Genomic DNA, 22,461 nt, shown 5'->3' with positions numbered 1-22,461 from the left:
CTTAAAAATGATAGGACAGTGATAGACCGAGACGGGTGATTCCCCAGTAATTCCGGCTTTTTGTTTCAATCAGAGCACCGTTGTCTATATTATAATAGGTATTATACTTCATGTTGGCATAGCCGGCTCCCAAGGTAAATTCCGCTCCCCAATGTTTGGAAAAAGGGAGTTTGTATCCGTAGCTGACACCTGCGCCCAATAACGGACGCCCCGTGTTCTGATAACGGTTTTCGTCCCATTTCACGTTGAACAATGCCATGTGTGCGTGTACACCGAAGAAATGGCCTGTCCCTGCTTTTTCCAACCACCAGCGTCCTTCCGGCTGAACGGCAAAAGTACGGACTGCGTGTTTGTCACTGATGTCCCAGCCGCTGAACATGACGGGAAGCTCTACGGAAATATGCTCGCTGCATTGTATCTCGAAAGCCAGATTCGGCACGGCGATTGCATCATAAGCAATATTGGTCTTGAACGCCCGGTAGCGTTCGGAAGTTTTCTTCGGATGAGGCTTCTTTTTAGGCTTGGCTGCCGTTTCTTTCCGCTCCTTCCCGATGGCTTTGACTGCTTGGGTCTTTGCTGTCTCCACTTTTCCCGTTTCCGCATTGGGTTTGAACACAATTTCTTTCTCGCTTGCGGAAGTCTGTATGCGCGGACGTTTACCTTCCTGTTTCTGTGGATGCTGCGGATGTTGCAGTTCTTCGGAAGGAGAACCGGCTATGGCTGTCATGGAGCAGAACAGCAGCAGGAATCCTTGTACTAAGTATCTTTTTGTTTTCATATGTTTCTTATAATCGGTTAGATTTCCAGTTCCGGACGTTTGTCTACAAGAGTCGTTTCATAGCCGTCTTCACGTACTATCGTCGCTCCGCCTTTATAGGTGATGTTTACATCTTCCCCTTTCCGGGTAGAGCGGATGAAAAACGAAGGAGCACCCTCTGCCGAGACATTCACCTTGATAATCCAGCTCCCCACTTTGATGCGTCCGTCGGGAAGTATCTCCGGGTCGGCGACAGGGCGGGAGAGAAGATGTGTGTTTATAATGGTGGTAAAACGGTACGTCTTCTGTTTCTCGGAAGTCGCTGTGAAATGCCAGTGGTTGGGATAAGCGGCAAACTGTCCTTTGGCGTCTGCGCGCAACCAGTTTACAGCCGGAGCGAAGAACTGGCTGGTCGTATCGGTCTTTAATGTGCCGCTTGAAAAAAGATAAGCGTCGGAAGCTCCGTTTTTGTTGGTAGCCTGTATGTGTACGAACTTATCTTTCTTGGTGACATTCATCGGATGGATGACCGTATGCAGCAGATAGTCCCAGGTGACAGGTTCGTCGGCTTCCAGTTCGTCGTAGATGAATACTAATCCGGTCTTGCCTAAAGCGACGGTGTGACGTCTGAAAGTTTTCAGGTGGTTCTTGTCCCAGCCGTTGGCAGGAGTGTATTCTATTCCGCCTTCTTTTCCGCGTTCCAGCCAGATAGGGGAGATTTCTTCGCCGTAAGCGTTGGAAGCGTCCCCCAAGAGGTATCCGATTTTTTCGCCTATATAGTAACGGGGAATCCAACCGTACCCTTCCGTACCGATACGCTGTCCCATGCCGTTCACCAGAATAGTGTTGTGAGCGCGGGTGGAACGGTGGCAAAGCATACTATGCTTGTCTACAAATGCGATGTGGTGACCGCTACTGTAAAAGAGCGAGCTTCCGCCGAAGAATGTGTTGAATGCGTTCTGGTTGGCAATGGCGTGCGAGGTGCTGCCGTAAGGGCTGCTTCGGAAACTGAACATGGCGTTTCCACCCACACGCTCCCAGTTGGTCATGAAGGAAGCCAGTCCGCTTTCCGGGAAAACATACCCCATCGGGAGATTGGCAAGCCCTTCGCCTTCGGGCAACGGTCTGTCGCATTGCAGGCGGAACCATGCCAGGCTGCCGGATTTGGAAGTCAGGAAACGTTTGTGGAAGTCGGGAGTAGTGGCGATGCGGCGCACATAATCGGCGGCATACGTATTGCCGGTCATGCGGGCTAATGCGTCGGCATATCCCACACGGATAGAGTTCGGCTTCATATTTCCCTGGTGTCCGCTACCGTTGCCGGCTGATTTGGAGAAAGGGGGCTGCTGGTAGAGGGTGTACATCACGGAACCCTGATACCACGGGTCGTTGAAGAAGTTGAATCCTGTGACGGTGGTATAGAAGTAGGGCACTTCGACAAGCGTGCGGAAATTGACCGCAAAGTAACCGTCGCCATTGTGCCAGGCTCCATCTTTGTTCAGACCGGGAAAACGTGCCAGCCAAACGTTGTAGCAGTAATCCGCCCATGTATCCGCTTCAGGGAGCTCACCGTACACGCTGAATGCTGCAAATGTGAAAATGCGCAGGGTCATCTGCCATACGTGATTGTCGGCTATATGATTTTCCAACCGGTTGTTGAAGTTATTGTAGGATTCACTGCCACGTTTTTTAATCTCTTTCAGCAAAGTTTGCTTCTGCCCTTCGTCCAGCAGGTCGTAGAATGAATCATAAGCCAATGAGCTGAGCGAAAGCATGGTAAAAGCGTTGAAGTCGCCCATGACATTTTTGTTCTCATCCCAGCCGACCATTTCTATCACACGCTTTATAGCTTCTTTGCTATATTTCGTGTCCTGTGTCAGCAGATAGGCACGTATCAGCAGCTCTACATTGGCTTCTTCCTGATCGATGATGCGGCGGCTTTCCCTGGTTAACATGGCACTGCGCTGCATGGCGTTGTCCAGACCGTCAGCCAGTTTGGTATTGATGTTATTGACAGACTGCATCGGAGTCTTCAATACTTTATCGGCTTGTTCCAAATACCACTGGTACTCCGGTTTCGACCGGCTGTTTTTCATAAAGTCCGCCCATTGGTCTTTCTGCACCAATATACGCGGATGACTTTTGGAAAGGTTTGCCTGCATCGTCTTGAATGATGGCGGGCAGAACTTGTCCGGATGGGCTTCAACCGTGAACTGCAAAACGGAAGACCATTGAGTCTTTCCTCCTTCATTCACATATCCGTATTGCCAGTACCATACACCGGGAGCTAAATCTTTCTCCGGATTGAAGAAAGGCCAGCGGGTCTCTTCCTGAATCACATTACTTTTCAGCGCTGCATCTTGCGAGTAGCGTAACTGGTATTTCAAACGGGACTTGTCTACTTTCTTCTTGCGGGACTTCATTCCGTCCAATACTTCTTCGGAAGTATCTATATCTGCCTGCAAAGGCCATTGGAACGAGACTGCACGGTCGGACACCGTTGCTTTGTCCAACGGCGACGGGGTGGCACGCATCTCGTGCATAAGCGTTACGTCCGTAAGTCTGATCCGTGCCGGCTTCTCTTGTGCCTGTACACCGGACACCAGACAACAAAGTAGTATGCTGCTGATTAATTTCTTCATGGTATTATTTAATAATTAGGATTGTTTTTGCTTTCAAACATCGGATTCAACTGTAGTTCGTCCAGCGGAATAGGGAATAATTCATGTTTGCCCTTTTGGAAATTGTCTCCGGCAGGATAAGAACTCTTCACTGATGAACGGTTGCTGAACAAGGTTAATGCCTCTTTGATAACTCCCCAGCGGATAAGGTCGTATTTACGTTGCCCTTCAAAAGCGAGTTCAAAACCACGCTCCCAATAAAGTGCCGTACGGAACTTGCCGGCATCGTCAGCATCGGAAATAAAGTTGAGTTTGTACACTTTCTCTTTCATCAGTTCGGTGTAATTTTCTGTGGTAATTTCTCTGGCTCCGGCACGTTTGCGTACGCTGTTGAGCAGTTTCCATGCTTCGGATGTATCACCCGTTTCATTGTAGGCTTCGGCTGCCATCAGTACGACATCCGCATAGCGCAGATAGCAGAAGTTGACATCGGTAACGTTCGGGTTCTTGTATCCGATAGGCATCCATTCGCGGCGCCATTTACCGGGATACCAGTCTTTTCCGTTCTTGTTAACCACTTTCACGTGATTGTAGATTTCTTTGTCCCAGTTGTATTTGTAGTCGCAAATCATCACGTCACGGCGTTCGTCCCCCGTTATTACATTACCGTCTGCGTCTTCTTCCTGTACGTCAAAGAATGCTTTCCATTCGGGAACCACCCGGAACATCGCATTGGCACGTCCCATGAACTGGTTGACTTCAGTGACGGAGATGCCGGGATGCGCAACCAGCGGGCCGATGTAAGTCCCCCAGTATCCTTTGGCTCCTGTATTTCCGTCCGGACTATAAAATGCGATTTCAAAGATGCTTTCTACAGAGTTAAGTGTTCCTGCCGAGAAACCTTTGAACAGCTCTCTGTAACCTTCGGGATAGAAATCATGATAGCCGTTTGCTTTGAACTCTTCCCACTCTTCGATGACAGCTTCAAAATATTCTTTGCGCTTGGCATCGTCCGGGCGGGTAATACTTCCGTTCATTTGAAGACTGTATCCGGCACGTTGCAATAGTACGCGCATAAGCAATCCGCGTGCAGCGCCTTGGGTGATTTTCTCCGGGGTAACGGCCGGGGTAGCCCACGATAAATGAGTCTTGGCAAAATTCAGGTCGTCAATAATCTGGTCGTAGATTATTTCTCTGCTGCAACGTGGTTGGAAGACATTTTTGTCTACATTCGTAGAAGTCGTTTTGAAGGGAACATCTCCCCAGTAACGCACCAGATTGAATGCATACAAGGCTCTCAGGAATTTAGCTTCTCCGACCAGTGATTGCAGCTCTTTGTCTTTCTCATAATCAGCCATGCCTTCAATACCTTCAACGGTATAATTGGCACGTTCAATTCCGGTGTAGTTGCCTTGCCAGACGCTATTTACCCATGTGTTTGAACTGGTCACTTTGTAGTGGGCGATGTCCCGCCGGCCTTTGTCCGAAGTCACTCCCGACACATAATAAGTATCGTCCGAACAGGGAAACGCCATGTCCATATACCCATAAAGTTCCGGAAGTCGTTCGTATACTCCGGTAACGGCCATGGCGGCCTTTGCCTTTGTGGAGAATATGTCCTTTTTCTCGTAATAAGAGTTGGGGTCTTCAGTCAACAGGTCGGCACAGGAAGTATTGAGCAGGCCTCCTGCCAGTATACCGAGCGCATAAAGATATGTTTTGTAGATTTTCATTTTTCCGTTATTTTAAGGTGAATTAAAAGGTCACATTCAGACCGAATACGTAGGAATGGCTTCTCGGATATGCTCCGTAGTCTACTCCGGGAGTCAGGTTGCTGCCTTTGGTAGAAACTTCCGGGTCGAATCCGGTATAGGGAGTCCAGACAAACAGGTTGCTGCCTGTCGCATACAGGCGGAGTTTCTGGATGCCGGCTTTCCGTATCCATTTTCTGGGGAAGTTGTACCCGATAGTCACGTTGCTTAGCCGCAGGTAAGAGGCATCTTCTACTGCCCATGAGTGGATATAGGTGTCTCCCTGTTCCATATCGTTGACAACGGCTGCGCTTTTGCCTGCATTTAATGCGGCAAGCTCTTGCGGGTCTGTTATAATGTCACCATTCCGGTTGATGGTCATCCAGCGCTTGCTGCTGTTCACTGCATCCAGTACGTTGTATCCGGATTTGCCGGCTTGGGTATTGGTCAGTTTGGTGGCATTCAATACTTCGCCTCCGTAGGAGAAGGTAAAGAATATGCTCAGGTCGAAATTCTTATAAGTGAAAGTGTTGTTCAATCCGCCGAAGAATTTCGGATTGGCTTCACCGATAACCGTCTGGTCGTTTTCATCAATCACTTTGTTCCCGTCGGTATCGGCAAATTTCCACATACCCGGTTGCGTTTCACTGCGGGAACCTCTGTAAGGGATTCCTTCTTTCAATGTGTATTTTTTAGTGTTCGGGTCATAATCAAAGTCCTCTACCTGATAAAGTCCGAGGGTACGGTATCCGTAGAACTGTCCGATTGACTTGCCTACTTCTATCTTGTGTGTCTTTTGGTTATAACCGAATTTGGCTTCTTCGAGGAAGTATTGCTCTCCGGACAATGCTTTGATCGTATTCTTGTTGTGAGACAAGTTGAAGTTGGTATTCCATGTGAAGTTGCGTTTTTGTATGTTGACGGAACTGATGGTCAGGTCGACGCCGATGTTCTGCGTCTTTCCGATATTGCGAATCATATTGCTGTATCCTGAAGAGCTGGGTATGCGTGAGTTCAGGAGTAAGTGGGTACTTTCGTTCACGTAAAACTCCGGGGATATAGTCAGGCGTTGTTCCAGAAAACCTAAATCCAGTCCGATATTGAGTGTGTTGTTGGATTCCCATTGAAGCATTTCGTTCGGGATAGCGGTCGGTACGTATCCGGGCATATTACTTTCACCATTCGGATATTTCACGGAATTCAGCAGGTTCAGTGAAGCATAACTGCCGATGCGGTTGTTGCCCGACATACCATACCCGACACGTAACTTCAGGTCGGAAAACAAGTTCAGGTTCTTGATAAACTTCTCCTCGCCCATACGCCATGCGGCAGAAACGGAAGGGAAAAGTCCCCATTTCTTGTCCTCACTGAATTTGGAAGAACCGTCGGCACGTAAAGTAGCGGTCACCAGATATTTTTCTCCGAAATTGTAATTGAACCGGGTGAAGAAGGACAGTAATTTGTCATCGTAATTGGCATTGGAAGTAATGGAACCCGGAATGCCGAGGTTCATATCATCCAGGTTAATATCGTTATTGGGGAAATTGGTGGCACTGGCGCGCATATTGCGTGTCCATCGTGATACCCATTCCTGTCCGAGCATAGCGACTAATTTATGCTTTTTCTTCTTGTATTCATAGTTGAGCACATTGGAAGTCTGGAAGCTGTTGTTTTCCGCGTATTGGATATATCCGTTGGCACTGGAACGTTTTCCGATGCTGGATTTCTCTCCATAAAAGACATCAAAGCGCGTGGTTTGGTAACGCATACCGGTATTGTTGCGGAAACTGAATCCTTTGGCAATATTGAAAGTCAGCCCTCCATTGGCTTGGAAAGTACGCAATTGCCTTTTGTTTATTTCTTGGGCGGCAGAGGTGAGCGGATTCTGCATCGGATTGCCTTCTTCGTCGGTGATATTGTCTTCTTCATTCTTCAGCAGGCTCTCGTCATCTCCATAGATCCCTTTGGTGGGGCGATATTGCAGGATATGCTCCATCTTGTTGAAACGGGTGGACTGGTCGGAAGTCCCCATACCATATATATAGGTCTGGTCGTAGTTTACACGGGCATTGACAGAAATACGCTTGGTAGGTTTGTGGGAAAGGCTGAATGAAATATTATGCTTGTCGTTTCCGCTGTACTGCATAGCTCCAAGGTCTTTGAAATAAGTATAGTTCAGGGAGTATTGCAGTTCCTTGTTTCCCCCGGAGATGCGTACACGGTAATTTTGTGAAGTGGCTACTCTTCCTAAAGTCTCTTCCTGCCAGTCGATTCCGGCGTAGTTGCCGTAGTTTTCATCAATATCCAGGAAAGAACCGTAGATAGACTGGAAACTTTTCACTCCTGTTTCACCGTTGAATTGTAATCTGCGCTCATAATCCAGCAGGACAAACTCCTTGGTAGAGAGTACCGGCAGTTTGCGTGCCAGAGTCTTCACGCCTACATAACTGTCGAAACTGATACTCATCTTGGAACCGTCTTTGTTTCCTTGCTTTGTAGTGATTACCACTACCCCGTTTGCTCCGCGTGCACCGTAAATGGCAGTTGCCGAGGCATCTTTCAGGATATCAATCGTTTCAATCTCGGCAGGGTCGATAGTAGACATTCCGTCTTCGCTGGGGAAGCCGTCGATAATATAAAGAGGTTCATTACTTTGCGTAATGGAAATCCCACCACGTACACGTATGGAAATGGTAGAACCCGGGGCACCTTCACTTTGGGTTATTTGTACACCTGCCACCCGTCCCGCCAATGCTTGGGTGACGTCGGAAGTAGGCATTCTCATCAAATCTTCGCTTTTTACGGAAACCACAGAACCGGTCAGGTCACTACGCTTACTGGTTCCGTAACCTACCACAACCACCTCGTCCAATGCTTTGGCATCACTTTGCAGCGTGACATTGACGACCGTTTTTCCTTTTACGTGTACTTCCTGTGTTTTCATTCCTATATAAGAGAATACGAGAATGTCTTTAGCGGCATTGTTTACCTGAATCTTATAATTTCCGCTTAAATCACTGATTGCACCGACGCCGGGAGTACCTTTCAGGGTAATGTTGGCACCGATCACCTCAAGACCTTCCGAGTCTATGACCTTTCCGGTGACAGTCAGGTTTTGTGCTTTGACCGTAAGTGCGGTGCAAAGGCAAACCGCAAGAAAGAGAAGTTTTTGAATGTTTTTCATATCAATTCTATTCGTTGTTTTCTGGATTAAGAATCTATGGCAAAGATAGATGCTTTTCTTTCTATTACTATTTTAGTATTGTTTTTCCTTTTTTTGAAAACAGATAGAGGGCTTTTGAAATCGTCTAAAACCCTTTAGAATTTATCCCGATACCTGTTGTGATGCTTGTAGGGAAGGTGGCAGATCTCTGTTACACCTTATTTATATAATAGTCTGAATTATAATTTACTTTGAAATCTTCCAGAGATGACTTTTTGTTTTCCGATAATATCTTTATATCTCTTGTTATTCAACCGGATAAATCCAAAAAAAGGAAGAAATTGTTTGCCAATTCAAAGAAAAGCCGTACTTTTGCAAGCCGATTATTATCACAAAATGATAAGAGATTAATTCATAGCTAGTTAGTATTCCTTTGTCCGGGGAAGACTAATAAGTGGTGAAGACAATTTTAGTAGTAACATTTAAAAAACAAAATTAGAGTGGATACTTTAAGTTACAAGACCATTTCTGCAAACAAAGCGACTGTAACCAAAGAATGGGTTATCGTTGACGCTACAGACCAGACTTTAGGTCGTCTGGGAGCAAAAGTTGCAAAATTGCTGAGAGGAAAGTACAAACCAAACTTTACTCCTCACGTAGACTGCGGTGATAACGTTATCATCATCAATGCAGACAAAGTAAAACTGACTGGTAACAAATGGAATGACAGAGTATATTTGTCATATACTGGTTATCCTGGTGGTCAGAGAGAAATGACTCCTGCCCGTTTGATTACAAAACCGAACGGTGAAGAGAGATTACTGAAAAAAGTAGTGAAGGGCATGCTTCCTAAGAATATTCTGGGAGCTAAATTGCTGAACAACTTGTATGTTTACGCTGGTAGCGAACACAAACAGGCTGCACAGAACCCGAAAATGATTGATATTAATTCATATAAATAAGATATAATGGAAGTAGTAAATGCATTAGGCAGACGTAAACGTGCTATTGCACGCATATTCGTAAGCGAAGGTACAGGAAAGATTACTATTAACAAGAGAGACCTTGCAGAGTACTTTCCATCAACTATTCTTCAGTATGTTGTAAAACAACCATTGAACAAGCTGGGTGCTGCTGAGAAGTATGACATCAAGGTTAACTTGTGTGGTGGTGGTTTCACAGGTCAGTCTCAGGCATTGCGTTTGGCAATCGCTCGTGCACTGGTTAAGATGAACGCTGAAGATAAAGCTGCTCTTCGTGCAGAAGGCTTCATGACTCGTGACCCTCGTTCTGTTGAACGTAAGAAACCGGGACAGCCGAAAGCTCGTAGAAGATTCCAGTTCAGCAAGCGTTAATGTGCTGCCTGATAGAGGAATATGTTTAGTATCTAAACTACTGGGACTCTGCTCATAGACTACCCAGCGGTTGGTTTAGAAAAAACAAAAAAGAAAGTAAACGATTTAAAGAAAAAAGAAGATGTCAAGAACAAATTTTGATACATTATTGGAGGCTGGTTGCCACTTCGGACACCTTAAGAGAAAGTGGAACCCTGCAATGGCTCCTTATATTTTCATGGAACGCAATGGTATTCATATCATTGACCTCCACAAAACAGTTGCAAAAGTAGACGAAGCTGCTGAAGCTTTGAAACAGATTGCCAAATCTGGCAAGAAAGTTCTTTTTGTTGCTACTAAAAAACAAGCTAAACAAGTTGTGGCTGAGAAAGCTCAATCTGTTAATATGCCTTATGTAATCGAGCGTTGGCCGGGTGGTATGTTGACTAACTTCCCGACTATCCGTAAGGCTGTGAAGAAGATGGCTACTATCGATAAATTGACTAACGATGGTACATATTCTAACCTCTCTAAGAGAGAAGTTCTTCAGATTTCTCGTCAACGTGCAAAATTAGACAAGACTTTGGGATCTATCGCTGACCTGACTCGTCTGCCGTCTGCATTGTTCGTAATCGACGTAATGAAAGAAAATATCGCAGTTCGCGAAGCTAACCGTTTGGGTATCCCTGTATTTGGTATCGTTGATACTAACTCTGATCCTTCAAACGTGGATTTCGTAATTCCTGCTAATGATGACGCTACTAAATCAATAGAAGTTATCCTGGATGCTTGTTGCGCTGCAATGATCGAAGGTTTGGAAGAAAGAAAAGCTGAAAAGATCGACATGGAAGCAGCTGGTGAGGCTCCTGCTAACAAAGGCAAGAAGAAATCAGTAAAAGCTAGACTCGACAAGTCTGACGAAGAAGCTATCAACGCAGCTAAAGCTGCTGCTTTCATCAAGGAAGACGAAGAGGCTTAATATATAAAATGTGCCAATTTGCTAATGTGCAAGGGTATTGTTATACACTTGCATCTTGATTGGCAGATTGGCACATTTTTTTGTTTCGAAAATTATTATTCATTTAAATAAAGGAAATTATTATGGCTGTAACTATGGCTGATATTACCAAGCTGCGCAAAATGACCGGAGCTGGTATGATGGATTGCAAGAATGCATTAACAGAGGCTGATGGCGATTACGACAAGGCAATGGAGATTATCCGTAAGAAAGGACAAGCTGTTGCTGCTAAGCGTTCTGAACGTGAGGCTTCTGAAGGTTGCGTTCTGGCTAAGACTACCGGTGACTATGCCGTTGTCATTGCTTTGAAGTGTGAAACTGACTTCGTAGCTCAGAATGCTGACTTTGTGAAACTGACTCAGGATATTCTTGATCTTGCTGTGGCTAACAAATGCAAGACATTGGACGAAGTAAAAGCATTGCCGATGGGTAACGGTACTGTGCAGGATGCAGTGACTGACCGTAGCGGTATCACAGGTGAAAAAATGGAACTTGATGGTTACATGACTGTAGAAGGTGCAAGCACTGCTGTTTACAACCACATGAACAGAAATGGTCTTTGTACGATTGTTGCTTTTAACAAGAACGTTGACGAGCAGTTGGCTAAGCAAGTAGCTATGCAGATTGCTGCCATGAATCCGATCGCTATTGATGAGGATGGTGTTTCTGAAGAAGTGAAGCAAAAAGAAATCGAAGTAGCTATCGAAAAGACAAAGGCTGAACAGGTACAGAAGGCTGTAGAAGCTGCTCTGAAGAAAGCTAACATCAACCCGGCTCATGTAGACAGTGAAGACCACATGGAAAGCAATATGGCTAAAGGTTGGATTACAGCTGAAGATGTAGCGAGAGCAAAAGAAATCATTGCTACTGTTTCTGCTGAAAAGGCTGCACATCTGCCTGAACAAATGATTCAGAACATCGCTAAGGGTCGTCTGGCTAAGTTCTTGAAAGAAGTTTGCCTGCTGAACCAAGAAGATATTATGGACGCTAAGAAGACTGTAAGAGAAGTGTTGGCTGCTGCTGATCCTGAACTGAAGATTGTTGACTTCAAGCGTTTCACTTTGAAAGCTGAATAATCTGATTCAAATCTTGTTAAGTATTACTTACTTGCCAAGTCATTTTTTACATTTAAAATTCAGGAAAAGAGTTCGGTATTGCACCGGACTCTTTTTCTTTAAGGCATATCTTAGGGATAGGGACTATTTCAGTGCTTTATCTATTTGCTTCATTAGCGTATCTATGGCTCCATCTTCATAGCCGGTAGTAGCTGATATTACTTTTCCTTCTTTGTCTATTAAATAACTTCTGGGAATCATTTTGGTGGCAAATTTACCTGTAACTTCCCGTTTGGGATCCGGGTAGAGGGGAAATGTAAACCCTTTTCTTTTATTGTATTCCGCTAATTGGTCGTCTGTATGCTCGCGACCGATTACTAACATACAGAAATCCTTGTTGTTTTTATATTTAGGCCAGAGTGTTTTCTGAACTTCAGCCAGTTCGCTTTGGCAAGGACCGCACCAGGTGGCGAAAATATTGATTAATACAACTTTCCCTTTTAGATCTGCAGAGTTTACAGTACCGTTTGCTGTTGAATGAAGGGTGAAAGCAGGCATATTGTCACCTACCTTTACAATATCCGCATCACTTTCTTGTGCGAATGACAACAGTGAGAATAGTGTTGCCGCACAGAATAATATTACTTTTCTCATTTCTTGTATTATTTAATTTAACCTCCTATGCCTTTGGTTTTAGTATATCCTTCTTTGATGAGTAGATCTATGATCTTGGTCTTGAAATCTCCTTGTACCATTATCTCTCCGTCTTTAGCTGAACCGCCTACTCCACATTTGCTTTTCAGTAACTTGCCCAGCTCTTTCAAATCATTATCCGTACCCACAAATCCGGTAATTAATGTTACCACTTTACCACCCCGGTTCTTTTTGTCAATGGAAACCCGCAGGTTTTGCTTGTCTTTGTCGAGGGTAACCTGTTCTTCATCGTTATCCATTTCATAGCCGAAGTCCGGATTCGTGGAGTACACAACGTTCAATCTATCTTTCCAATCATTATTTTTCATACTTGTTATTTTTAATCCTTTTCAAAAGTATTAAACTTATCGAAAAGAGCAAAATTTGAGTCTCTTTTCATCGTTTTGTTTAATCTCTATTAAGGTTTTCTGTTATAGGGTTGTCAGTCTCAAAAAATAATGTACTTTTGCAAAATACCAAATTTTGTAAGAAGTATGAGCACTTATATACGAAAAGAGGCGGATAAAGTGCCGGAGCCTACCTTGCGCAGACTTCCCTGGTATCTGTCCAATATAAAACTAATGAAAGAAAAAGGGGAGCAGTATGTCTCTTCTACACAAATCTCTAAGGAAATAAATATTGACGCTTCTCAAATCGCCAAGGATTTGTCATACGTCAATATCTCGGGGCGTACGAGAGTGGGATACAATATTGATGCGTTGATTGAGGTGTTAGAGAGCTTTCTTGGATTTACCAATATGCACAAAGCCTTCTTGTTTGGTGTAGGTAGCCTGGGGGCTGCTTTGCTTCGGGATTCTGGTTTGCATCATTTCGGACTGGAGATTGTGGCTGCTTTTGATGTGAATCCGGAACTGGTGGGAAAAGACCTGAATGGCATTCCTATTTTTCATTCCGATGACTTTGAAGCAAAGATGAAAGAATACGATGTAAATATCGGTGTATTGACCGTACCTATTAATATTGCTCAGGAAATTACAGATAAGATGGTAGACGGAGGCATAAAAGCCGTATGGAACTTTACTCCTTTCCGAATTCGTGTGCCTGAGAATATAGTGGTGCAGAATACGTCTCTATATGCTCATTTGGCTGTTATGTTTAACCGATTGAATTTTAACGAGAAATAATGAAGATTATTGCAGTAGGAATGAACTACGCCCAGCATAACAAAGAACTGGGACATACACAAGTAAATATGGAGCCGGTGATTTTTATGAAGCCTGATTCTGCTATTCTGAAGGATGGCAAACCGTTTTTCATTCCCGACTTTTCTAAAGAGATACATTATGAAACGGAATTGGTAGTCCGTATCAACCGATTGGGGAAAAATATCGCTCCCCGTTTTGCTAACCGCTATTATGATGCAGTGACTGTAGGTATCGACTTTACGGCTCGTGACCTTCAGCGAAAATTCCGTGAGCAGGGTAATCCTTGGGAGCTTTGCAAAGGTTTTGACTCGTCGGCTGCTATTGGAACTTTTGTTCCGGTGGAGCACTATAAGGATATTCAGAATCTTGACTTTCATTTGTTGATCGACGGACAGGAAGTGCAGCGTGGCTGTACGGCAGATATGCTTTTCAAGATAGATGATATAATCGCTTATGTCAGCCAGTTTGTAACTTTGAAAATAGGTGACTTGCTCTTTACAGGGACTCCTGTAGGTGTAGGCCCTGTTAGTATCGGACAGCGTTTGCAAGGTTATCTGGAGGAAGAAAAACTGCTGGATTTCTATATTCGTTGATCTTTTTTTATTCATTAGTACTCATTTGTTATACAAAATATGAAGATAAGAGTAGGCTTTGGTTTTGACGTACATCAGTTGGTCGAAGGACGTGAGTTATGGCTGGGTGGCATTCTTTTGGAACACACAAAAGGATTGTTAGGGCATTCGGATGCTGATGTATTATTGCATGCTGTTTGCGATGCTCTGTTGGGGGCGGCGAATATGCGTGATATTGGCTATCATTTCCCTGATACTGCGGGAGAATTTAAAAATATAGATAGCAAGATACTGCTGAAGAAAACTGTGGAGTTGATTGCTACCAAAGGATATAAAGTGGGCAATATCGATGCAACCATTTGTGCCGAACGCCCGAAGTTAAAAGCGCACATTCCTTTGATGCAGGAGACAATGGCAACTGTTATGGGGATTGACATGGATGATATTTCCATTAAGGCGACTACTACTGAGAAACTCGGTTTTACAGGTCGTGAAGAAGGTATATCGGCTTATGCTACTGTACTGATAGAAAAGATTTCTTAACCCCCTAAAACAAATAATTATGATTCGTCTTTTAAAAATCTACTTAACACTTGCCTTTTTATTGGTAACGACTTTTTGTATGGCTCAGAAGAGTGAACTGAAATTTAGTAAAGATGGTAAATTCAAGATTGTACAATTTACCGATGTGCATTTTAAATATGGAAATCGGGCTTCAGATATAGCTTTGGAACGTATTAATCAGGTGCTTGATGACGAACGTCCGGATTTAGTGATATTTACCGGTGATGTCGTTTATTCTGCTCCGGCGGATTCCGGAATGTTGCAGGTACTTGAACCGGTAGTTAAGCGTAAACTGCCTTTTGTGGTTACTTTTGGTAATCATGACAATGAACAGGGAATGACACGGGAACAGTTATATGATATCATCCGTAAAGTTCCCGGCAATTTATTGCCTGATCGCGGAACTGTTTTGTCACCGGATTATGTATTGACAGTGAAATCGTCTTCTAATCTAAAGAAAGATGCTGCTTTGCTTTATTGCATGGATTCTCATTCTTATTCTCCTTTGAAAGATGTGAAAGGGTATGCATGGCTTACATTCGACCAGATAAATTGGTATCGTCAACAGAGTGCGGCTTATAAAGAGCAAAACGGCGGACAACCTTTGCCGGCTCTTGCTTTTTTTCATATTCCTCTTCCTGAATACAATGAAGCTGCCCGTAGCGAAAATGCAATTCTTCGTGGAACTCGTATGGAGGAAGCCTGTGCACCTAAATTGAATACAGGAATGTTTGCAGCGATGAAAGAAGCTGGCGATGTGATGGGTATGTTTGTAGGACACGACCATGATAATGATTATGCTGTGATGTGGAAAGATATCCTTTTGGCTTACGGACGCTTTACCGGTGGAAATACGGAATATAACCATTTGCCGAATGGAGCCCGTATTATTGTATTGGATGAGGGTACCCGTACATTCACATCCTGGATTCGTCAGAAAGACGGTGTGGTGGATAAAATCTCTTATCCGGCAAGTTTTGTCAAGGACGATTGGACTAAACGTTGAGACTTGCGAACTTCACGTGGCTAAGGCGCGTGTATTTTGAACCATAGCTTTCATATTGGCGTGATACTTTCGCTGATGCGACGTAGATAATATCTCCCAGTCGGTATTCATGTTCTATCCCAGATAGAGTGCATGAAATCGCACTGGGATTTTTTGATGGAATACTCATAATGACTAAGTTTCCACTGGCATCGGTCAAAGTCAGTATTTGCTTGACAAAAAACTGTGGGGTAGTGCCGTTCACTCTTGTTTTGTATGGATCATCTTCCAATCTTACCCGAGTGACTTTTAATTTTAAGTCTGTCAGCTTTTCTCCTAATTCTCCCAGATAGCGGCTGGGTGAACGCTTCTCCCTCGACTTTCTTATCATTATGTCCAAATGTATGGAATAATAAGCTTGTGCTATTTTGACGAAACGTTCCTGTTTAGGTATTTTGGGAATGAATTTGTACGCTACCCAACTTAGGTAAGCGGGATCTATCTTGAGGATTTCATGGAGAAAATGTCCCCGGTATTTTCCGAAGAAGATAAGGTCGTCACCATTACTCTGCATTCTTTTCTCATTGTAATCTACCAGGATGATACAACGTCTCGAATAATAAAACATCGTGCTGGCCATCCGCAGGGAGTCGTTGATGTCCGGTGACAGGTCATGTATATAAAGAATGGATTGTTTTTCGGGCAGGGGAGAGTACAGCCAAAGGGAATAGTTTGGTTTCCCCGGTCGGGGCAACACCACCAGGTAGACTCCTACCTCTTTAAAAGAGGCTCTGCCCCGGTTGTACTCATTCAATTTGGCATACAATAAGGCTTGCTCGTTTTCGGAAATGCCCGGTAATCTTGGGTTAGCCATAATTGTTCTCGCTTTTGGTATATTTCAAATATAAGGATTTTCTTTCAGAAAAGCAATTTTTCTCTTTGAAATCTCGTACATTTGTATCCATGTAAATTTTCAAAATTCGAATGGAAGAACGAAATAAGAGAGTATTGGTAGGTATGAGTGGTGGCATAGACAGCACCGCTACTTGCTTGATGCTGCAAGAACAAGGATACGAGATCGTGGGAGTTACTATGCGTGTGTGGGGAGATGAACCGCAGGATGCCAGAGAGTTGGCTGCACGGATGGGGATTGAACATTATGTGGCAGATGAACGTATTCCTTTTAAAGAGACCATTGTAAAAAACTTCATAGACGAATATAAGCAGGGGCGTACGCCGAATCCGTGCGTGATGTGCAATCCGTTGTTTAAGTTCCGTGTTTTGACAGAGTGGGCGGACAAGTTGAATTGTGCATGGATTGCTACCGGACATTATTCACGGTTGGAAGAGAAAAACGGATACACGTATATAGTAGCCGGAGATGATGATAAGAAAGACCAGTCGTATTTCCTTTGGAGATTGGGACAGGAAGTGCTGAAGCGTTGTATCTTTCCGTTGGGAGATTATACGAAAGTGAAAGTTCGCGAGTATCTTGCGGAGAAAGGATATGAGGCAAAGTCGAAAGAAGGGGAAAGTATGGAAGTCTGCTTTATTAAAGGAGATTATCGTGATTTTCTTCGTGAACAGTGTCCTGAACTGGATAGTGAAATCGGGCCGGGATGGTTTGTCAACTCTGAAGGGGTGAAGTTGGGGCAACATAAAGGGGCGCCTTATTATACAATCGGTCAGCGTAAGGGATTGGAGATTGCTTTAGGAAAGCCGGCCTATGTATTGAAAATCAACCCGCAGAAAAATACCGTGATGCTTGGGGATGCCGACCAATTAAAAACAGAATACATGTTGGCGGAGCAGGATAAGATTGTGGATGAACAGGAACTGTTCGGATGTGAGAATCTGACAGTACGGATTCGTTATCGCAGTCGTCCTATCCCCTGCCGGGTGAAAAGATTGGAAGACGGACGTCTGTTAGTACGTTTCCTCGAAACGGCTTCGGCCATTGCCCCGGGACAATCTGCCGTGTTTTATGACGGGAGACGAGTGCTGGGAGGAGCTTTCATTGCTTCTCAAAGAGGAATCGGGTTGGTGATTATAGAAAATGAAGGATTATGATTGATTAAAAAGAAAGATAACTTATGAAGAAGTTTATAGTATTGATTCTCGCTTTAAATATGTATTTGGGTGTGTTTGCACAGTTTACTCCGGAGGATACCTTAAAATATCGAATTAGCCTGAAAGACAAGGCGGCTACAGACTATTCCTTGCAGAAACCGGAAAAGTATTTGTCTATGAAATCTATAGAGCGTCGAAAGAAACAAGGATTACCCATTGATTCCACGGATTTGCCGGTCTGTAAGAAATATGTAGATGCCATACGGAAGACAGGTGTCCATGTACTCGTTACCGGGAAGTGGGATAATTTTGTTACTGTTTCTTGCAATGATAGTACTTTGATTGACGAAATAGCAAAGTTGCCTTTTGTACGTTCCACGGAAAGAGTGTGGAAAGGTATCACACAAAGAGCCCTTCAAAGAGATTCGTTAATAAATAAACCGGTGCGTACCGATAGCCTTTACGGTCCTGCAATCACACAGGCGGCAATGAGCCGTGTCAATCTTCTGCATGATGCGGGCTTTAAGGGACAGGGAATGACTATTGCCGTAATTGATGCCGGATTCCATAATGTGGATAAGATTGATGCAATGAAAAATATCCGTATTCTTGGGGTGCGTGACTTTGTGAATCCGGAAGCGGATATTTATGCTGAAAGTAGCCATGGAATGTCTGTATTATCCTGTATGGCCATGAATCAGCCGAATGTGATGATTGGCACAGCTCCTGAAGCTTCTTATTGGTTGCTGCGTAGTGAGGACGAATATTCGGAGAATCTGGTAGAACAGGATTACTGGGCGGCAGCCATTGAGTTTGCCGATAGTGTAGGAGTGGATTTGGTGAATACATCGCTTGGATATTATTCATTTGACGATCCTGCGAAGAATTATAGATATCGTGACTTGAATGGTCATTATGCGTTGATGTCTCGTGAAGCTGCGAAGGCAGCCGATAAAGGAATGGTCGTTGTTTGCAGTGCCGGAAATTCGGGGGCAGGTTCGTGGAAGAAAATTACCCCTCCGGGAGACGCAGAGAATATAATAACGGTAGGAGCTGTAAATAAAAGGGGGGAGCTGGCACCATTTTCTTCTGTTGGAAATACGGCTGACGGACGTGTGAAACCGGATGTAGTGGCTGTCGGTCTGAATTCGGATGTGATGGGAACAGATGGTAATCTTCGCCGTGCCAACGGAACCTCTTTCTCTTCTCCGATTATGTGTGGTATGGTAGCTTGTCTGTGGCAGGCTTGTCCGAAGCTGACAGCGAAGCAGATTATAGATTTGGTACGTCAATCGGGTGATAGAGCCGATTTCCCGGATAACATATATGGATATGGTATTCCCGATTTGTGGAAGGCTTATCTTAACTTTTCTTCCAAGGAAAAGAAATAATGTGACTGCTGTATGATAAACGCTATGAATAAGTCGAAGCAATCTGACTCCCTCTCTTTGGGAGAGGGTGGGGAGAGGCTTTCTCTTTTAGAGCTGAATGCACTCGTCCGCCGTAGTCTGGAGCAATGCCTGCCTGATGAATATTGGATACAGGCAGAGTTGAGCGATGTCCGTTCCAATACGACAGGGCATTGCTATCTGGAATTCGTGCAGAAAGATCCTCGTAGCAATAATCTCGTAGCCAAGGCACGCGGTATGATTTGGAATAATATCTACCGTTTGTTGAAGCCTTATTTTGAGGAAACTACAGGGCAGCTATTTACTTCCGGCATTAAGGTGTTGGTGAAAGTAACAGTTCAGTTTCATGAACTGTACGGTTACAGTCTGACAGTGCTTGACATTGATCCTGCTTATACATTGGGAGATATGGCTCGTCGTCGCCGGGAAATATTATTACAGTTGGAAGAGGAGGGAGTGTTGACGCTGAATAAAGAGCTTGAGATACCGGTTCTTCCCCAGCGTATTGCTGTCATCTCTTCGGCTACTGCGGCCGGATATGGAGATTTCTGTCATCAGTTGCAGCATAATCCGGGCGGGTTCTTTTTCTATACGGAGCTTTTTCCGGCTTTAATGCAGGGAAATCAGGTAGAAGAATCAGTGTTGGCGGCTTTGGATCGTATTAATGCCCGCATCAATGAATTTGATGTAGTAGTCATCATTCGTGGTGGTGGAGCTACTTCCGATTTGTCCGGCTTTGATACTTATCTATTGGCAGCTGCATGTGCGCAATTTCCGTTACCTATCATTACTGGTATTGGGCATGAACGCGATGATACAGTGCTTGATTCCGTTGCTCATACCCGGGTAAAAACTCCTACGGCTGCTGCCGAACTCCTGATTCACCGGGTAGGGGAAGTTGCGGAGCATCTGGAAGAATTATCTATGCGTATTCAACAAGGAGCTTATATGCTTCTTGATCTGGAACGACGAAGGTTGGAAACTCTCCAAACCCGTATTCCCAATCTTGTTCATCGCAAACTTGCGGACGCTCGTTTTTTTTTGCTGGTAGCAAAGAAAGATTTGTCACAGGTGACGAAAGCATTAGTGGCCCGTCAATCTCACCGTCTGGAACTTTTGCAACAACGAATAGCGGACGCTTCTCCGGATAAACTCTTGAGTCGTGGATATAGTATTACAATAAAAGACGGGAAAGCGGTGACGGATGTATCTTCACTGAAGCCGGGAGACCATTTGATAACCCGGTTATCGAAAGGAGAAGTTCGATCGGTGGTAGAAAAGTAACTATCCACCAAACGTGTATTTGTAAAAACATTAATCATTAAATATCAATCATCGTGGCAGCAAAAAAAGAAACATATTCCCAAGCGATGGAACGTCTTGAAAAGATCGTTCGCCAGATAGATAACAACGAACTGGATATCGACATTTTGAGTGAGAAAATAAAAGAAGCCAATGAAATTATTGCCTTTTGCAAGGATAAACTGACAAAAGCCGACCGGGAAGTCGAAAAATTATTGCAAGAAAAGAGGCAATCTGAAGAATAAAAGTTATTTTTGCGTTTCAATGCATAGAAAATAAACTAATACATAACAATATGAAAGAAATAGACTGGGCGAATCTGTCGTTTGGATATATGAAGACAGATTACAATGTGAGAATCAATTTCCGTAATGGTGCATGGGGAGAACTGGAGGTAAGCAGTGAAGAACACCTTAATTTGCACATGGCGGCAACCTGTTTACATTATGGTCAGGAAGCCTTTGAAGGACTGAAAGCATTCCGTGGAAAAGATGGTAAAGTTCGTATTTTCCGTTTGGAAGAAAATGCTGCCCGTTTGCAATCTACTTGCCAGGGAATTCTGATGGCAGAACTTCCGACAGAACGATTCAAAGAAGCAATCTTGAAAGTGGTGAAGCTGAATGAACGCTTTATTCCTCCTTATGAAACCGGTGCTTCTCTTTACATTCGTCCGCTATTGATTGGAACAAGTGCCCAGGTAGGCGTACATCCTGCAGATGAGTATATGTTTGTAGTATTTGTAACTCCGGTAGGACCGTATTTCAAAGGTGGCTTCTCTACCAATCCGTACGTTATCATTCGTGAGTTTGACCGTGCCGCTCCTCATGGAACAGGTATTTATAAAGTGGGTGGTAACTATGCAGCCAGTCTTCGTGCTAACAAGAAAGCGCACGATTTGGGCTATTCCTGCGAGTTCTATCTTGATGCGAAAGAAAAGAAATATATCGATGAATGTGGTGCTGCCAATTTCTTCGGTATTAAGGATAATACGTATATCACTCCGAAATCATCTTCTATCTTGCCTTCTATTACCAATAAGAGTTTGATGCAGTTGGCAGAAGATATGGGTATCAAGGTAGAACGCCGTCCGATACCGGAAGAAGAACTGGAAACATTTGAGGAAGCAGGTGCTTGTGGTACTGCTGCAGTAATCAGCCCGATTCAACGTATCGATGATTTGGAAAACGGAAAATCTTATGTGATCTCTAAAGACGGTAAGCCGGGACCAATCTGTACAAAATTGTATAATAAGCTCCGTGGAATTCAGTATGGCGACGAACCGGATACGCATGGCTGGGTAACAATAGTGGAATAACTATATTTTTGAAATGACACATTTATCAATTAATATTATTCATTATGTTAAAACAAAATTCAGAATTGCGTGCGCAGGCACGTGAGGCACTTCGAGGCAAGTGGCCTATGGCAGCTGTTGCTGCACTTATTTATTCAGTTATAGCCGGCGGTTTATCAGCTATTCCTTTGATTGGAGGGTTATGCTCATTATTTGTCGGACTACCGGTTGCGTACGGTTTTACTATTGTAATGCTTGGCGTATGTAGAGGCAAAGACATTGACTTTGGTACTTTGTTCGAAGGTTTCCAAGATTATGGACGTATTTTTGTCACTAAGTTGCTTCAGATGGTCTATACAGTTTTGTGGTCACTGTTGCTGCTTATACCGGGTATCATTAAGGCTTATTCTTATGCAATGACCGACTTTATCTTGAAAGATGAACCGGAAATGAAAAACAATGCAGCTATTGAGAAAAGTATGGCTATGATGGAAGGAAACAAGATGAAGTTGTTCATGCTTGATTTAAGCTTCATTGGCTGGGCCATCCTTTGTATCTTTACTTTTGGTATTGGATTTCTTTTCCTGCAACCGTATGTTGCTATTTCCCGTGCTGCTTTCTATGAAGATTTGAAAGCACAACAAGGCGGAAATGTGGAAGTAGACGTTGAAGTGAATGTTGAGATTTGATAAGACGAATCATTCAGC

21 protein-coding genes are annotated in these 22,461 nt (G+C 43.9%); 14 read left to right on the top strand and 7 right to left on the bottom strand.

The genetic code is table 11. The annotated features are described in order from the left end of the window. Position 1: 1 nt before the first annotated feature. Genes I2I13_RS02330 through I2I13_RS02315 form a run of 4 tightly spaced genes read right to left on the bottom strand, consistent with a single transcriptional unit; the run spans position 2 to position 8,313 of the window. Complete coding sequence (locus tag I2I13_RS02330) at positions 2-778, bottom strand: DUF3575 domain-containing protein (RefSeq protein ID WP_195648638.1); 777 nt, start codon at positions 776-778, stop codon at positions 2-4. A gap of 17 nt (positions 779-795) precedes the next feature. Next, on the bottom strand, positions 796-3,399 hold the full coding sequence (locus I2I13_RS02325) for a DUF4962 domain-containing protein (RefSeq protein WP_195648637.1): 2,604 nt from the start codon (positions 3,397-3,399) through the stop codon (positions 796-798). A gap of 8 nt (positions 3,400-3,407) precedes the next feature. Then, the gene (locus tag I2I13_RS02320) at positions 3,408-5,111 is read right to left on the bottom strand and encodes a RagB/SusD family nutrient uptake outer membrane protein (protein WP_195648636.1); all 1,704 of its coding nucleotides are present in this window, start codon (positions 5,109-5,111) and stop codon (positions 3,408-3,410) included. A 22-nt stretch (positions 5,112-5,133) separates the two neighbouring features. Further along, entirely contained in the window at positions 5,134-8,313 is a 3,180-nt protein-coding gene (locus I2I13_RS02315; protein ID WP_195648635.1) for a TonB-dependent receptor, read from the bottom strand. Between the two features lie 479 nt (positions 8,314-8,792). Between I2I13_RS02315 and rplM the strand changes: the two genes are divergently transcribed. The 4 genes from rplM to tsf all read left to right on the top strand — a co-directional run bounded on the left by rplM (position 8,793) and on the right by tsf (position 11,720). Continuing rightward, complete coding sequence (gene rplM / locus I2I13_RS02310; protein WP_004297202.1) at positions 8,793-9,254, top strand: 50S ribosomal protein L13; 462 nt, start codon at positions 8,793-8,795, stop codon at positions 9,252-9,254. A 6-nt stretch (positions 9,255-9,260) separates the two neighbouring features. Next, entirely contained in the window at positions 9,261-9,647 is a 387-nt protein-coding gene (rpsI, locus tag I2I13_RS02305; RefSeq protein ID WP_004297203.1) for a 30S ribosomal protein S9, read from the top strand. A gap of 121 nt (positions 9,648-9,768) precedes the next feature. Beyond that, a complete protein-coding gene (gene rpsB, locus I2I13_RS02300; RefSeq protein ID WP_004305566.1) occupies positions 9,769-10,605 on the top strand; it encodes a 30S ribosomal protein S2 in 837 nt (278 codons plus the stop codon). A 122-nt stretch (positions 10,606-10,727) separates the two neighbouring features. Further along, positions 10,728-11,720 carry a translation elongation factor Ts gene (gene tsf / locus I2I13_RS02295; RefSeq protein WP_148366558.1) on the top strand — a complete coding sequence of 331 codons (993 nt, stop codon included), beginning with the start codon at positions 10,728-10,730 and terminating at the stop codon, positions 11,718-11,720. Between the two features lie 123 nt (positions 11,721-11,843). Here tsf and I2I13_RS02290 read toward each other — a convergent pair whose 3' ends face one another. Both I2I13_RS02290 and I2I13_RS02285 read right to left on the bottom strand, forming a co-directional pair. Further along, positions 11,844-12,353, bottom strand: coding sequence for a redoxin family protein (locus I2I13_RS02290; RefSeq protein ID WP_122137998.1), 510 nt, complete (start codon positions 12,351-12,353; stop codon positions 11,844-11,846). 17 nt (positions 12,354-12,370) lie between these two features. Further along, positions 12,371-12,721: a translation initiation factor gene (locus I2I13_RS02285; RefSeq protein WP_004305562.1), complete on the bottom strand. Its 351-nt coding sequence runs from the start codon at positions 12,719-12,721 to the stop codon at positions 12,371-12,373. Between the two features lie 165 nt (positions 12,722-12,886). Here I2I13_RS02285 and I2I13_RS02280 point away from each other — a divergent pair, with 165 nt between their 5' ends. Genes I2I13_RS02280 through I2I13_RS02265 form a run of 4 tightly spaced genes read left to right on the top strand, consistent with a single transcriptional unit; the run spans position 12,887 to position 15,700 of the window. Continuing rightward, on the top strand, positions 12,887-13,537 hold the full coding sequence (locus I2I13_RS02280; RefSeq protein WP_008650453.1) for a redox-sensing transcriptional repressor Rex: 651 nt from the start codon (positions 12,887-12,889) through the stop codon (positions 13,535-13,537). After that, positions 13,537-14,151, top strand: a complete 615-nt coding sequence (locus I2I13_RS02275) for a fumarylacetoacetate hydrolase family protein (RefSeq protein ID WP_195648634.1) — start codon at positions 13,537-13,539, stop codon at positions 14,149-14,151. Before I2I13_RS02280 ends, I2I13_RS02275 begins: the two co-directional genes overlap by 1 nt. 39 nt (positions 14,152-14,190) lie before the next feature. Then, positions 14,191-14,673: a 2-C-methyl-D-erythritol 2,4-cyclodiphosphate synthase gene (gene ispF, locus I2I13_RS02270; RefSeq protein ID WP_004297210.1), complete on the top strand. Its 483-nt coding sequence runs from the start codon at positions 14,191-14,193 to the stop codon at positions 14,671-14,673. 19 nt (positions 14,674-14,692) lie between these two features. Then, positions 14,693-15,700: a metallophosphoesterase family protein gene (locus tag I2I13_RS02265; RefSeq protein WP_195648633.1), complete on the top strand. Its 1,008-nt coding sequence runs from the start codon at positions 14,693-14,695 to the stop codon at positions 15,698-15,700. Here I2I13_RS02265 and I2I13_RS02260 read toward each other — a convergent pair. Beyond that, positions 15,690-16,553 carry a hypothetical protein gene (locus I2I13_RS02260; RefSeq protein WP_148366553.1) on the bottom strand — a complete coding sequence of 288 codons (864 nt, stop codon included), beginning with the start codon at positions 16,551-16,553 and terminating at the stop codon, positions 15,690-15,692. The genes I2I13_RS02265 and I2I13_RS02260 overlap by 11 nt on opposite strands. Before the next feature lie 110 nt (positions 16,554-16,663). Between I2I13_RS02260 and mnmA the strand changes: the two genes are divergently transcribed. From mnmA to I2I13_RS02230, 6 genes are read left to right on the top strand one after another with little or no spacing between them, the layout of a single operon-like run. After that, positions 16,664-17,749 (top strand): tRNA 2-thiouridine(34) synthase MnmA, encoded by a 1,086-nt coding sequence (gene mnmA / locus I2I13_RS02255; RefSeq protein WP_148366552.1) that lies wholly within the window; start codon positions 16,664-16,666, stop codon positions 17,747-17,749. Between the two features lie 23 nt (positions 17,750-17,772). Continuing rightward, positions 17,773-19,140 (top strand): S8 family serine peptidase, encoded by a 1,368-nt coding sequence (locus tag I2I13_RS02250; RefSeq protein ID WP_195648632.1) that lies wholly within the window; start codon positions 17,773-17,775, stop codon positions 19,138-19,140. Between the two features lie 12 nt (positions 19,141-19,152). After that, on the top strand, positions 19,153-20,442 hold the full coding sequence (xseA, locus tag I2I13_RS02245; protein ID WP_370540790.1) for an exodeoxyribonuclease VII large subunit: 1,290 nt from the start codon (positions 19,153-19,155) through the stop codon (positions 20,440-20,442). Between the two features lie 53 nt (positions 20,443-20,495). Continuing rightward, positions 20,496-20,705, top strand: a complete 210-nt coding sequence (gene xseB / locus I2I13_RS02240) for an exodeoxyribonuclease VII small subunit (RefSeq protein WP_004297216.1) — start codon at positions 20,496-20,498, stop codon at positions 20,703-20,705. Positions 20,706-20,743: 38 nt separating this feature from the next. Then, a complete protein-coding gene (locus tag I2I13_RS02235) occupies positions 20,744-21,775 on the top strand; it encodes a branched-chain amino acid aminotransferase (RefSeq protein ID WP_258981928.1) in 1,032 nt (343 codons plus the stop codon). A 44-nt stretch (positions 21,776-21,819) separates the two neighbouring features. Further along, positions 21,820-22,443 carry a DUF975 family protein gene (locus tag I2I13_RS02230; protein WP_148366548.1) on the top strand — a complete coding sequence of 208 codons (624 nt, stop codon included), beginning with the start codon at positions 21,820-21,822 and terminating at the stop codon, positions 22,441-22,443. Positions 22,444-22,461 lie beyond the last annotated feature (18 nt).

It is taken from the genome of Bacteroides sp. D55t1_190419_B8 (assembly GCF_015558905.1).
Taxonomy (GTDB): domain Bacteria; phylum Bacteroidota; class Bacteroidia; order Bacteroidales; family Bacteroidaceae; genus Bacteroides; species Bacteroides vicugnae.
Note: the sequence above shows the minus strand (reverse complement) of the source record. Positions and strands in the feature narration are given on the sequence as shown.